The 12,560-nt window shown below is 66.7% G+C and carries 11 protein-coding genes; 5 read left to right on the top strand and 6 right to left on the bottom strand.

Going from position 1 to position 12,560, the window contains the following annotated elements:
- Entirely contained in the window at window positions 1–915 is a 915-nt protein-coding gene (locus ACY34H_RS10800) for a LysR family transcriptional regulator (RefSeq protein ID WP_464977493.1), read from the bottom strand.
- A gap of 103 nt (window positions 916–1,018) precedes the next feature.
- On the opposite strand from ACY34H_RS10800, the gene ACY34H_RS10795 reads away from it, so the two are divergent.
- Window positions 1,019–2,014: an MBL fold metallo-hydrolase gene (locus ACY34H_RS10795; RefSeq protein WP_464977492.1), complete on the top strand. Its 996-nt coding sequence runs from the start codon at window positions 1,019–1,021 to the stop codon at window positions 2,012–2,014.
- Entirely contained in the window at window positions 2,011–3,363 is a 1,353-nt protein-coding gene (locus tag ACY34H_RS10790; protein ID WP_464977491.1) for a M28 family peptidase, read from the top strand. Before ACY34H_RS10795 ends, ACY34H_RS10790 begins: the two co-directional genes overlap by 4 nt.
- A gap of 89 nt (window positions 3,364–3,452) precedes the next feature.
- On the opposite strand, the gene ACY34H_RS10785 is transcribed toward ACY34H_RS10790, so the two are convergent.
- Together ACY34H_RS10785 and ACY34H_RS10780 are read right to left on the bottom strand one after the other, a co-directional pair.
- Window positions 3,453–4,856, bottom strand: a complete 1,404-nt coding sequence (locus ACY34H_RS10785) for a M16 family metallopeptidase (protein ID WP_464977490.1) — start codon at window positions 4,854–4,856, stop codon at window positions 3,453–3,455.
- A complete protein-coding gene (locus ACY34H_RS10780; protein ID WP_464977489.1) occupies window positions 4,856–6,184 on the bottom strand; it encodes a M16 family metallopeptidase in 1,329 nt (442 codons plus the stop codon). The genes ACY34H_RS10785 and ACY34H_RS10780 overlap by 1 nt, the downstream gene beginning before the upstream one ends.
- Window positions 6,185–6,278: 94 nt before the next feature.
- Between ACY34H_RS10780 and ACY34H_RS10775 the strand changes: the two genes are divergently transcribed.
- Complete coding sequence (locus ACY34H_RS10775) at window positions 6,279–6,770, top strand: acyl-CoA thioesterase (RefSeq protein WP_464977488.1); 492 nt, start codon at window positions 6,279–6,281, stop codon at window positions 6,768–6,770.
- Between the two features lies 1 nt (window position 6,771).
- Here the strand turns inward: ACY34H_RS10775 and ACY34H_RS10770 are convergent, their stop codons facing one another.
- The 3 genes from ACY34H_RS10770 to ACY34H_RS10760 all read right to left on the bottom strand — a co-directional run bounded on the left by ACY34H_RS10770 (window position 6,772) and on the right by ACY34H_RS10760 (window position 10,885).
- The gene (locus ACY34H_RS10770) at window positions 6,772–7,005 is read right to left on the bottom strand and encodes a hypothetical protein (RefSeq protein WP_464977487.1); all 234 of its coding nucleotides are present in this window, start codon (window positions 7,003–7,005) and stop codon (window positions 6,772–6,774) included.
- A gap of 48 nt (window positions 7,006–7,053) precedes the next feature.
- Entirely contained in the window at window positions 7,054–9,930 is a 2,877-nt protein-coding gene (locus tag ACY34H_RS10765; protein WP_464977486.1) for a bifunctional diguanylate cyclase/phosphodiesterase, read from the bottom strand.
- Window positions 9,931–10,054: 124 nt separating this feature from the next.
- Window positions 10,055–10,885, bottom strand: coding sequence for a spermine/spermidine synthase domain-containing protein (locus tag ACY34H_RS10760; RefSeq protein ID WP_464977485.1), 831 nt, complete (start codon window positions 10,883–10,885; stop codon window positions 10,055–10,057).
- Window positions 10,886–11,034: 149 nt separating this feature from the next.
- Here ACY34H_RS10760 and ACY34H_RS10755 point away from each other — a divergent pair, with 149 nt between their 5' ends.
- Window positions 11,035–11,310 carry a hypothetical protein gene (locus tag ACY34H_RS10755; protein ID WP_464977484.1) on the top strand — a complete coding sequence of 92 codons (276 nt, stop codon included), beginning with the start codon at window positions 11,035–11,037 and terminating at the stop codon, window positions 11,308–11,310.
- A 1-nt stretch (window position 11,311) separates the two neighbouring features.
- Entirely contained in the window at window positions 11,312–12,496 is a 1,185-nt protein-coding gene (locus ACY34H_RS10750) for a GGDEF domain-containing protein (protein ID WP_464977483.1), read from the top strand.
- Window positions 12,497–12,560 lie beyond the last annotated feature (64 nt).

The raw sequence follows: 12,560 nt of genomic DNA, 5'->3' as shown, positions 1-12,560 counted from the left end.
TCAAGGGTACGCTGTGCGCAATTTCACCCAGTCCTCCGCCAACGCCTTCAGTGCGAAATTGGCAAACTCGCGTACACGTGGCGTGAGATGCAAAGCATGCGGATACACCACATGCAGCGGTTCTGTCATCGCGCGATATGCGCGCATGATGTGCACCAGCCGCCCATCCATCAGATCGGCACCTACGTCCCAGATCGACTTGAAAAAAATCCCGGCGCCAGCCATCGCCAGCGCACTGGCGGCATCGCCGTCGTTGCAAATGAATGTGCCCTGGATTTCTGCCGCCACGTGCGCATCGTTGCCCTGGAATAGCCAGTGCCGCGAATTGCGCGCACCGTAGACGATGCATTGATGCCCGGCCAGTTGATCTGGATGTGTGGGTTCGCCATGTTGGCGCAAGTATTCCGGTGACGCGCAAAGCACGCGATAACTGGGCGCCACATGGCGCGCCGTCATCGTCGAATCCATCATGGCGCCAAAGCGCAACGCAACGTCAATCCCCGCTTCGACCATATCCACGATGTCGTCGGCCAGCACCAGTTCGATGCGCAAGCCGGGGTGGCGCGCCTGGAACGCCGCCACGAGCGGGGCCACGTAGCGCCGGCCGAAAGTACGTGGCGCGGTAATCCGGAGCAGCCCCGATACGGTCTCGCGGCTGCGGACCATTTCCTCTTCCGCAGTCTGCACCTCGGACAGGATCCGCACGCAATGGGCGTGGAAGCGCTCCCCTTCCTGCGTCAGGGACTGGCGCCGCGTGGTGCGATTCAGCAGGCGTATGCCAAGGCGCTCTTCCAGTGCCGCCAGGCGCTTGCTGACCACTGCCAGCGACAGGTCCAGCTCACTTGCCGCGCCGGTGAGGCTGCCGGCCGTGACGATGCGTGCGAACACCGTCAGATCTCCGATATTATCAATCATATTATTCTCAACGGTTCGGCAAGAATGAATCTGGTTTTGACCTGTATATCAACCTTCTGGCGATAAATATAATCGATGCACTTCACGCCACCAAGGAATTTCGATGTTTGCACGTACACTGATCGCCACCCTCATCTGCGCCGCCAGCCTTCCGGCTGCCAGCGCACAGACTGACCCCGTGCCGCGTATCGACAAGTTCCAGGCCGGTTATTACCACTTCAAGCTCGGCGATTTCGACGTCACCGCCTTGTCCGATGGCACGCTGCCCATTCCAGCCGACGTATTACTGACCGGCGCCAGGCCGGGCGAGGTTGCCGCGCGGCTGGCGGAAACCTACCAGACCACCGCGGTCGATGCCTCCATCAACTCCTATCTGATCAAGGCCGGCCACCGGCTGGTGCTGGTGGATGCCGGCACGGGCGAACTGTACGGCCCGACCCTGAACAAGCTCGCTGCCAGCCTCGGTGCCATCGGTTATCAACCGGAGCAGATCACCGACATCCTGATCACCCATATCCACACCGATCACACCGGTGGCCTGATGGACGGCCAGCGCATCGTCTTCCCCAACGCCACCGTGCATGTCGAAAAACGCGAACTCGATTACTGGATGAGTGCGGCCAACCGCGCCAAGGCACCGGACAGTGCCAAACAGTACTTCGATCAGGCGGCGGCCAAGATGAAGCCGTATGTCGACAGCGGACGGGTCAAGACCTTCAGCGGCGCCACTCAGCTCTTCCCTGGCATTCGCTCGATCCCGAGCCCTGGCCACACGCCCGGCCACAGCTTCTATGCGCTGGAAAGCAAGGGCGAAAAGCTGGTGTTCTGGGGCGACCTGCTGCATGTGGCGGAAGTCCAGTTACCGAATCCCGCCGTGACCATCGTGTTCGACGTCGACCCGGCCGCCGCGGCGGCACAGCGCAAGCAGGCATTTGCCGACGCCCTGCAAGGCCGTTACTGGGTGGCGGGCGACCACGTGGCATTTCCCGGCGTCGGCCACCTGCGTGCCGATGGCGATGCCTATCGCTGGGTACCGATGCCCTACGTGAACGACCACTACGTTCCAGCGTCGAAACAAGCGCCGGGAGGAAGACCATGAAGATCATTCAGTTCCTGGCCACGGCAGTGGCGTTAGCCTCGCTTGGCTGGCCGGCTGCAGCCGCCACGCCGGAAGAGTATGCCGCCGTCCTGCGCGAGCGCGCTCTTGCCGGCAGCGGCGCATACGAGATCGTGGAATCCCTGACGACGGAGGTCGGGGCACGCCCCGCTGGCTCAGCCGAAGACGCGAAAGCGGTGGCATGGGCCGTCGAGAAATTCAAGGCGCTCGGCTACGACAAGGTGTACACCGAAGCGGTGACGTTCCCGACGTGGCGCCGCATCGGCGAAAGCGCCGAAGTCACCAGCCCGGCCACGCATCGCCTGGCGATTTCCACGCTGGGTGGCAGTGTGGGAACCGATCCGGACGGCATCAAGGCCGCAGTGGTGGAATTTCCATCGTTGAACGCACTGGAGGCGGCGCAGGCCGATGCCGTGCGGGGCAGGATCGTGTTCATATCGCAGCGCATGGAGCGCAGGCAGGACGGCAGCGGCTACTTCGATGTGCTGCCGATTCGCAGCCGTGCCGCCAGCATCGCGGGCCAGAAAGGCGCAGCGGCGCTGCTGCTGCGGTCACTGGGCACGGCCAGCAACCGGCTGCCGCATACCGGCAGCGTCAACTACACCCCGGACATGCCGCGGATTCCGGCTGCCGCACTCTCGGCGCCGGATGCGGAGTTGCTGAGCCGCCTGCTGCGCCGGGGAGAACCCGTACGAATCGCGCTGCGCATCGCGGTGGACTCGCGCCCCGGCTTTGTCTCGCACAACGTGATCGGTGAAATTACCGGACGTGAACGGCCAGACGACTATGTGCTGATCGGCGCGCACCTCGATTCCTGGGACCTGGGTACCGGCGCCATCGATGACGGCTTCGGCATCGGCGTGACCATGGCTGCGGGCAAGCTGATTGGCGCATTGCCACAGCGCCCGCGCCGCACCCTGCGCGTCGTGCTGTTTGCCAACGAGGAGCAGGGATTCTACGGCGCCCGCCGGTACGCCGCCCGGGACGCCGCCGAGTTGTCGCGCCATCGCATGGCAGCGGAAAGTGACTGGGGCGGCGGCCGCATCATCGCAATCCGCTCGCCCCATCTGTCCCCCAGCCTGGCCGCCGCGCTGGATCGCACCTTGGCACCGCTCGGCGTGCGGACCGCCGCCGGCGGCACCCCCGGCCCCGACCTTGGCTTCCTGGCCAAGCAAGGCATGCCATGGGCGCAGCTCGAACAGGACGCCAGCGAACTGTTCGACCATCATCACAGCGCCAACGATACCTTCGACAAGGTCGATCGTGCCGCCATCGACCAGAACACCGCCGTGTATGCGGCGTTTGCCTATCTCGCCGCCGAGGCCGATTGAGACCGCCCAACAAAAAACCGCCCCAGCGCCAGCACCCGCCGGGTGGTGTCGAGGATGCCGCCCCCTCGCGATCCGCTACCCGCCGGGGTTCACTTCCCCGCCGGCTTGAACCCGTCGGCACTGATATCGAGTTCCGTCACCTCGCCGTACTTGGCGGCCACCTTGCGGATATCCTCGGCCTTGCCGACCAATACGATCTGCAGGTTGTTGCGCGGGAAGTGCCGGTCCACCAGCTGCTTGGCCCTGGCAGGCGTCAGCCCGTCGACATCGCGCATGAAGTTGTCGATCTGCGCCCGGTCGACGCCGAGCGCGTACATGTCGCCCAGCAGGCTGGCCAGCTGCTCGCCCGTTTCAAAGCGGGGCGGGAACTGGCCCTTCACGTAGGCCTTGGCCGAGTCGAGCGTGGGCTTGTCGATTCCCTTGTCCCATAAGCGGTTGTAGGTCTTCAATGCCAGGTCCAGTGCCGCTTCGGTCTTGGCCGACGCCGTGAAGCTCGACATCGTGAAGATGCCCGACTGCGCCAGCGGCGCGAAGGCGCTGTTGGCCCCGTAGGTGAGGCCGGAGTTGACGCGCAGTTCGTCGTTCAGCCAGGACGTGAAGCGCCCGCCCAGCACCGTGTTCAGTACCTGCAGCGGGACGTAGTCGGCATCGTTGCGGGCGATGCCGGGGCCGCCGATGATGAACGTCGTCTCGATCGCATCGGGCTTGTCGACGAGCCAGACGCGCGGCTTGTCCGCCACCGGCTTGCCGTAGTCGGCGCGCTGCGGCGGCGGGCCTTCGGCCTTCCATTGCCCGAACAGCGCCTCGATCTGCCGGCGCATCGCGGCCGGGTCGAAATCGCCGACCACGATCACGGCCGCGTTGTCCGGCCGGAAGTAGCGGCCGTGGAAGCCCCGCACGTCGGCGCGCTGCAGCGCGGACAGGCTGCCCACCGTGCCGGCGGCCGGGCTGGCATACGGCGCATCGCCGTACAGCATGCTGCGGTAGTACGTGCCGGCGACCTGGCGCGGGCTTTCCTTGGCCTGTTTCAGGCCGCTGACCTTGCGGTTCTTCAGCTTGTCCAGTTCGGCGGCCTCGAAGGACGGCTGCTGGACGATCTCGGCGAACAGCGGCAGCAGCGCGGCCGCGTCGGCCTTGGCGAAGTTGGCCTGCACGGTGGTCTGTTCGGTGGCGCTGCCGCCGGCCAGCTGCGCGCCGCGGAAATCGAAGGCTTCGTCGATCGCGGCCTTGGCGTGTTTTTCGCTGCCCAGCAGGATCGCATCGCCGGTCAGGTTGGCCAGGCCGGGCTGCGCGCCATCGTTGACGGCGCCGGCCTTGACGACGGCGCGCACCGCGATCAGCGGCACTTCGTGGCGTTCCATCAGCATCACGGTCAGGCCGTTGGGCAGGGTCGTGGTTTCGAACTGCGGCAGCCGGAATTCTGCAGACTGCGCGGCAGACTGCGCGGCCATGGCCGCGCCCAGCAGGGCGGTGGTGAATACCAGTTTCTTCATCATTCCTCCTTCGCGGCCAGCATGCCGATGGTGCGCTGCGATTTTTTCAGGTAGCGGGCGGCCACGGCCTGGATGTCGGCCGGTGTCAGCTTCTCGTACTCGGCGGGCGCGTCGAACAGTTCGCGCCAGTCGCCGAAGAACGTCTCGTAGTTGCCCAGCTGCTGGGCCTTGCCGTTGATGGTTTCCTGGGCGCGGTACAGGTTGACGAGCTTCTTGTTCTTCACGGCCTGCAGTTCCTGCGCACTGATGCCGTTCTTCACCACGTTGTCGATCTCGTCGAGCAGGGCCTTCTCCACCTTCGCGCCGTCGACGCCGCTGGCGGCCACCGCGAACACATACAGCAGGCCCGGATCGAAGCCGTCGGTGGCATCGGCGCCGACCGAGGTGGCCAGCTGCTTTTCCACCAGCGCCTTGTACAGGCGCGAGGTCTTGCCTTCGGTGAGCACGCTTTGCAGCACGTTCAGCGCGTAGTAATCGGGGCTGTCCGCGCGCGGCACCTTGTAGGCCACCATCAGGTTGGCCGACGTGGCCGAAGGCTTGGCCACGAACAGCCGCCGCTCGCCTTTCTGTTCCGGTTCCACGGTCTTCACGGCCGGCGGCATCGCGCGTTTGGGAATCGCGCCGAAGTACTTCGTCGCCAGCGTCTTCACCTGGTCGGCCTTCACGTCGCCGACGATCACCGACACCGCATTGTTCGGCGCGTAGTACGTGCGGAAGTAGTTGACGAGGTCCTGCTGCGTCCAGGCCTTGATGTCCGATTCGAAGCCGATCACCGGCCACGAATACGGGTGGGCGGAAAACGCCACGCTGTTCAGGTCTTCCATCAGCATGCGCACGTTGGAATTTTCCAGGCCCGTGCTCCGTTCCGACAGCACCACGCCGCGCTCGCTCTCGACCATCTTCGGGTCGATCGTCAGGTGCGCGATGCGGTCGCTTTCAAGCTTGAAGATCGTTTCCAGGGAACTGGCCGGGAACCAGTCCTGGTACACCGTCACGTCGCTGCTGGTGTAGGCATTGTTGCTGCCGCCGTTCGCTTCCATGGTGCGGTCGAACATCTTCGGCCCGTAGTTCTTCGAACCGTTGAACATCATGTGTTCGAAGAAGTGCGACAGGCCGGTGGTGCCGGGCGCCTCGTTGCGCGAGCCCACCTTCCAGAAGGTGTACATGTTCGCGTTCGGGATCGTGCTGCTTTCCAGGACGATGAACTTCATGCCGTTGGCGAGCGTGAACGACTTGACCTGGTCGGCCGTGAACGCGGCGTGGGCGGAGCTGGCAAGCACATGGCTGGCAAGAGCTGCCGCGATGGCGGCGGCGAATTTCCACTTCATGGGTGGGCCCCTTCGATGTCGAAAATTGATGATGCGCAAGCATACGACATTGCCGTTAGAATGTGTAGGACCCCTCATTTACCTGGAAAGCACGATGGAAAGCGCAATGCACTGGTCGGCCCACGAGCTGACGATGACCGTCCTGATGACACCCGACATGGCCAATTTCTCGGGCAACGTGCATGGCGGAACGATCCTCAAATTCCTCGACAGCGTGGCCTACGCCTGCGCCAGCCGCTACTCGGGCAGCTACGTCGTCACGCTGTCGGTGGACCAGGTGATGTTCCTGCAGCCGATCCACGTGGGCGAGCTGGTGACCTTCCTGGCATCGGTGAACTACACGGGCCGCACGTCGATGGAAGTGGGCATTCGCGTGGTGACGGAAAACATCCAGCAGCGGCTGGTGCGGCACGCGAACAGCTGCTACTTCACGATGGTGGCGGTGGACAAGGACAGGAAGCCGGTGGCCGTGCCGCCGCTGGTGCCGGAAACGCCGGAGCAGGTCGCCCGCTTCGAACAGGCCGAAGCGCGCAAGGCCGCGCGGCTGGCGCTGCACGGGGCCAAGCACAGGAAGAAAGGGCAGTAGCTCAGCGCCGCCGGCCGTACGATGGCGGCGTGACGGCGCGCCGCCGCTTCGGGTAGACCAGTGCGCGCACCGCCACCTCGACCGGCACGTGCATCGAGGCGAGGAATTCGGCCGACTTGCGGATGCCCACTTCGGGCAGGGCGGTCACGGCCTGGTCGACCACGTCGCGCATCCTGCGGTTGGTGCGCGCGTGCTGCGGCTTCAGCAGGAACTGTTTCTTGACTCGTGCATTCATTGTTGTGATCCCCGTCTTGATGCGTAGTTTTGTTTTTTGCGGCCGGTTCTATGCGGGCTGCGGCTCCTGTTCCACGATGGCCGGCTCCGCGAGCCCGTGGCCGCTCCCGATCATGCGCCCGAATTCCCCGGCCGGCACCGGCCGGCTGACGAGATAGCCCTGCATCTCGTCGCAGCCCTGGGCACGCAGGAATTCCAGCTGAGCAGGTGATTCTACCCCTTCGGCGATCACCCGCAACTTGAGGTTGTGGGCCAGCGCGATGATCGACACGACGATCGCCGCCTCGTCGGCATCGCTGGCGATGTCGGCCACGAAGGAGCGGTCGATCTTCAGCACGTCGATCGGGAACGTGCGCAGGTACGAGAAGCTCGAGTAGCCGGTGCCGAAATCGTCGATCGACAGCGCCACGCCCAGCGCCTTCAGCTGGTGCAGCAGGTCGACCGCCTGGGCCACGTCGTCCACGAACAGGCTTTCCGTCAGTTCCAGGTCCAGGCAGGCCGGCGGCAGGCCGGTATCGGCCAGCACCGCGGCGATCGACTCCACCAGGTCCGGCTGCGCGAACTGGCGCGCCGACAGGTTGACGGCCACGCGCAGCGGCGCCATCCCGCACGGTTCGCGCATGTCGTTCCATGCCTTCGCCTGCGCGCAGGCGGTGCGCAGCACCCACGCGCCGATCGGCACGATCAGGCCGGTCTCCTCGGCCAGCCCGATGAAGCGCTGCGGCGGCACCATGCCGAGCTCCGGATGCTGCCAGCGCAGCAGCGCCTCCATCCCGACGATGCATCCGCTCGCCAAATCCACCTGCGGCTGGTAATGCAGCACGAACTCGTTGCGCTCCAGCGCGCTGCGCAGCGCGCCCTCGATGCGCAGCCGTTCCTGCGTTTCCTCGGTCATTGCGCCATGGTAGAACTGCCAGCGGTTGCGGCCCTGCTTCTTGGCCGCGTACATCGCGATATCGGCATGCTCGATCAGGTGGGCTGCCGGCGTACCGTCCGCCGCGTAGGGGGCCACGCCGATGCTGCAGGTGACGCAGAATTCCTTGCCCTCCAGGGTTATCGGCTGCGCCAGCGCGGCCATGATGCGGTCGATCACGTCGTCGGCCAGCGGCGCATCGGCCTGCTCGGAAAGGATCGCCACGAATTCGTCGCCGGACAGCCGCGCCACCGTGTCCGCTTCCCGCACCGACGCGCGCAGGCGGCCGGCGATCGTGCGCAGCAGCTGATCGCCGGCCTTGTGGCCCAGCGTGTCGTTGACGAACTTGAAGCGGTCCAGGTCGATCAGCAGCACCCACATCCGGCGTCCGCCCCGGTTCGCGTGGGCGACCGCCTGCGCCAGCCGGTCCTGCAGCAGTACCCGGTTCGGCAGGCCGGTCAGCGCATCGTGGTGGGCGATGTGGCGGATGCGCTGTTCGGTCAGTTTGCGTTCGGTGATCTCGCCGCCGGTGCCGCGGTAGCCGCGGAACTCGCCCTGGGCGTCGTAGACCGGCTCGCCGTTGGCCTGGAACCAGCGCGTGATGCCGTCGTCGCCGGTGATCTCGTTCTCCAGGTTGGTGAATGGCTGGCGCGCCTGCAGTTGCGCCAGATGCTCGCGGCCCGCTTTCGTGTCGAGGAGATCGGGCCGGATCTGCCATCGCGTGCGGCCGATGTAATCCTTGCGCTGCGCATGCATCTTGTCGAAAAAGCCGTCGGCGATGTAAGTGAAGCAGAAATTCGCGTCCTGCTCCCAGTACCAGTCGGAGGACAGCGCGAGCAGCCGGCGGAAGCGGTGCTCGCTTTCCTGCAGCGCCCGCTCGGTACGCTTGCGCGCCGCCACGTCGTCGTTCAGCTGCGCGTTGCTGCGCCGCAGGTCGGCGGTACGTTCGTCGACCAGCCACTGCACGCGCCGCGAGCGCTGTTCCAGCGTGTGCACGAGGGCCGCGGCCAGCAGCGAGAACAGCAGGCCGCCCACCAGTGCGATCAGCGAGCCGGCGTGATCGGCCAGGAACGGGCGCGGCAAGGCATCCACGCGTACCTGCCAGCTCTGGCCGAGCAGGTCGAAACGCTGGGCCACGTGTTGCGGGTGATGGATGTCCAGCCAGGGCGGCGGCGTGAACCAGCGGCGGTCGTCCGCTTCGGCCTCGGCGCCGGTGGTGTACACGAGTTCGGCATCGTCGCCGGCGTACACCCGCAGCAGCAGCTGCGGGTCGTCCAGCAGGCCGCCGTATTGCAGGATCGCGTGCACCAGGTGCGGGGCGCGGACCAGCGCGGCGGTCTCCCCGATCCAAGCGGCGCGGCGCTGCCGCGGTGTTTCCACCGGCATGCCGGAGCGGTACAGCGGCATCAGCAGCACGAAGCTGTCGCGTTGCGCCGGCTGCATCACGCTGACCAGCGGGGTGGCGGCCGGCTTGCCGGTATGTAGCATCCGCCCCACCGTCGGCGGCGTGGCGGCCAGCGGCCAGACATCCAGGCCAAGGCTGCCGTTCTGCGTATTGAGGGGCGCGGACAGCGCCGCGACGAGGTAGCGCTCGCGCCGCGCGGCGGGAACGGCGCGGCCGGCGCGCAGCTCGGTGACGGTGAAGTCGGGGTGTTCGGGCGCCATGCGCGCCTCGAAGGCCAGCCGTTCGTCGTGCGTCATCCACGCCTGGTGGGTCAGCGACACCATGAAGGGATGGCGCTGCATCAGCGGCCGGGCGAAGTCGCTGAACTGCTCCTGCGTCACGCCGGGCATCGTGCGGAACAGCTGGTTGGTCACTGTCAGTACCTCGACGGCATCGTCGAGGCCGCGCTGGATCGCCGCCACGCGCAGGTTGGCGCGTTGCTGGAAGCCCTCGGACAACTTGCCGTACTCGAGCGCGCTGACGGCGAGGAACAGGGCGCCTGTCACGCACAGGCCGGCCGCGAGCGTGACTGCCGCCGCCAGCGATACCGGGGTAAACCTGCGTGCCATGGAACTCCTGTGTTTTCAACAATAACCGTCGGGCAAGGAACCCGGCCGCCAGTGTGGCACAAATCGCGACAGTTGCCGATGAGAATGTATTTTGATGTAACTAAGTGTTGTCCTGATGCACCATCTATGGGCTGCCCGCCGGCCTTTCCCGGGCCATTTCCCCCTCCTGGGCGGCGCGCTGCCGCAGCCGCAGGACGACCCAGTGCGCCAGCAGGCGGTTGAACGGTGCGAGGCCCGGCCACAGGGCGCCGCACAAGGCCACGCGCTGCACCAGGCGGTGTGCCCGCGTGGCGGCGCAGGCGTCCGCCGCACCGCCCGCCCGCAGCGCGAACAGGATGCGGTTGTTGCCGGCAATGCCGCGGAACTGGCACACGTTATCGCTGAACGCCTGGTGCAGGCGGTGCTGCATGGCGCCGTAGTGCGGGTCGTAGCTGAACATGTTCGCCACCAGCAGCCCGTCGGCCTTCAGCGCGCGGCGGCAGTCGGCATAGAAGCGGGCGCTGCCCAGCGCGGGCGGCAGGCCTGCGGCGTCGAAGCCATCGACCAGCAGCACGTCCACGCTGCCGGCCAGGCGCGGCATGTGGCGCGCGGCGTCGGCATGGATCACGCGGAAGCGTTCGCTGTCCGGCGGCACCGCGAAATGCTCACGCAGCGCGATCACCTCGGCCGACAGCTCCAGCACCGTGATGCGCGCCTCGGGCAGGTAGCGGTGGCAGAACTTGGCCAGCGAACCGCCGCCCAGGCCCACCATCACGATGTGCGCGGGACGCGGCTTGAACAGCACGAAGCACATCATGGCCCGCGCATAGGCCAGTACGAGGCGGTGCGGATCGGCCAGGTCCATCTGGCTCTGCACCTCGCCGGGCACGAATTCCAGCGTCAGGCGGCCCTTGCGGCGGCTGACGACGGGAGGGGTGGCCGGGTGGGCGGACGCGGGATCGACGGACTGGGACATGAGGCTGCTTGCATCGGTTGGTATGGCGAGCGCTTTCTGCTAAGCTCTCGGGCTCGCCAAAAGTGTACCCCGGCGGCCGGGTTTGCACGAAAATACCTGGATAACGGTTTATCGGCATGCCGGCACGGCCGGCTCTCGACGGAGAAAATATGTTCCTGGATCACCCGACCATTACCGCGACCAACAGCTTCACGGAGCCGGACCGCATCGAGCGCCTGAACCGCGTGTATGGTTACGCGGCTGCCCTGGCCGATGTGGCGGGGCGGCAGAACTTCATCGAGAAATGCAGCCAGCTGCATGACCACAAGGGCACCCTGATCGTCTTCTGGCACGACGCGCCCACCGAGGAGGAGAAGGAGTTCTTCACCCGGGCCTGGGCATCGAAGGTAGGCGACGGCACGACCAACGTCGAGCACGAGATCTGACGTGGACGTCAGGACGCTGGTCCTCACCCTGGCGCTCGGTAACCTGGCGCTGTGCGCGGCGCTTTTCTTCCATGATACGGATAACCGCCAGCGCGGCGCCCTGGCCAGCTTCGCGCTGGCCCGGCAATTCCAGGCGGTGGCCTGGCTGCTGCTATATTTCCGCGGCGTGATTCCCGAGCCGCTGGCCGGCCCGATCGCCAACGTGATGCTGTTTGCCGGCGTGGCATTCGATGCCGGCGCATTGTGGGAGCGCGCAGGGCGCCCGGGCTGGCGGCGCGTGGTGCTGCCGGCGCTGGCGGCCTGCGCCGCGGCCTGGCTGGCCTGCTACGTGGCGGGCGTGGATGCCGGCGTGCGGGTGGCGGCCGGGTCGGCCATCGTCGGCGCGTTCTATCTTGCCGGCGCGGCCGCCCTGCTGTCCGGCTGGGGCCAGGCCACGATGCTGCGGCGCTTCCTGGCGGTGGCGCTGTCCGTGCTGGGGCTGGCGATCGCCGGGCGCGGCATGCTGGCCATGGCGCTGTCGCTGTCGCTGTGGCAGGGCTGGCCCGGCGTCGAGCCGGTGCACCTGCAGGGCGTGGGTTACGTGGCCTTCTACCTGGCCATGCTGATCGGCAGCGCCGGCTACCTGCTGCTGGCGCGCGAGACGCTGCAGGGCGAACTGGCGCGGCTGGAAGTGGTCGACGCGCTGACGGACGTGCCGAACCGCCGCGGCTTCTATGGGGCGCTGGCGCCATGGCTGGCGCTGGCGCGCCGGCCCGGTACGCCGACCGCGCTGCTGATCCTGAACCTGGACGGCTTCAAGCGCGTCAACGACCATTACGGCCATGCCGTGGGCGACAAGGTGCTGAAGGCCATGGTGGACGCGTGCCGCCGCCAGCTGCGCGACAGCGACATGATGGGCCGCCTCGGCGGCGCCGAGTTCGCGATCCAGCTGCCGCGCACCACGCTGGCCGATGCCGTCCACGTGGCCGAGCGGATCCGCGCGTCGATCGAGGCGCAGCCGGTGAAGGCCGAGCGCGCCGTGATCTCGCTGACGGCCAGCCTGGGCGTGACGACGATGCGCGCCGACGACTCCGCCGTCAGCCTGTTCAAGCGCGCCGACGAGGCGCTGCAGGCCGCCAAGCTGCGCGGCCGCAACCAGGTCGTCGCCGCCGCGCCGCCGCAGGAAGGCGAAGGCACCGGCACCTGAACCGTTGGGGATTCATCCGCGGCATGCCCGCACGCGAGCCTGTCATCAAGACGTCATCTGGACG

This window comes from Pseudoduganella sp. jia 9, assembly GCF_055502615.1.
The sequence above is the reverse complement of the archived record's forward strand: the minus strand, read 5'-3'. Positions and strand labels throughout refer to the sequence as shown.